Consider the following 261-nt stretch of genomic DNA (forward strand, 5'->3'; position numbering starts at 1 on the left):
GTCGTCTAGATCCCACATAAATTCAACTTGTGACTTAGGAACAACCAAGGTATGTCCGGTATTGATCGGATGAATGTCTAAAAATGCAATGACAAGTTCATCTTCGTAGATTTTATGCGAAGGAATTTCGCCGTTGATAATTTTTGTAAAAATAGAATCTTCCATATTCTAAGTATACCGCACCGCGCTTAACTGGTTTCGCACCTTATCCGCACACAGTTGTCCGATAGTATTGCCGTAACGTGACGCCGGGATATGATC

At 41.0% G+C, this 261-nt stretch carries 1 protein-coding gene; it reads right to left on the bottom strand.

Going from position 1 to position 261, the window contains the following annotated elements:
• A partial coding sequence (locus RYX56_RS23310) for an HIT family protein (protein WP_317124252.1) occupies nt 1-165 on the bottom strand: 165 nt, incomplete at its 3' end.
• Nucleotides 166-261 lie beyond the last annotated feature (96 nt).

This window comes from Alkalihalophilus lindianensis, from assembly GCF_032843265.1.
Classification (GTDB): Bacteria; Bacillota; Bacilli; order Bacillales; family Bacillaceae_D; genus Alkalihalophilus; species Alkalihalophilus lindianensis.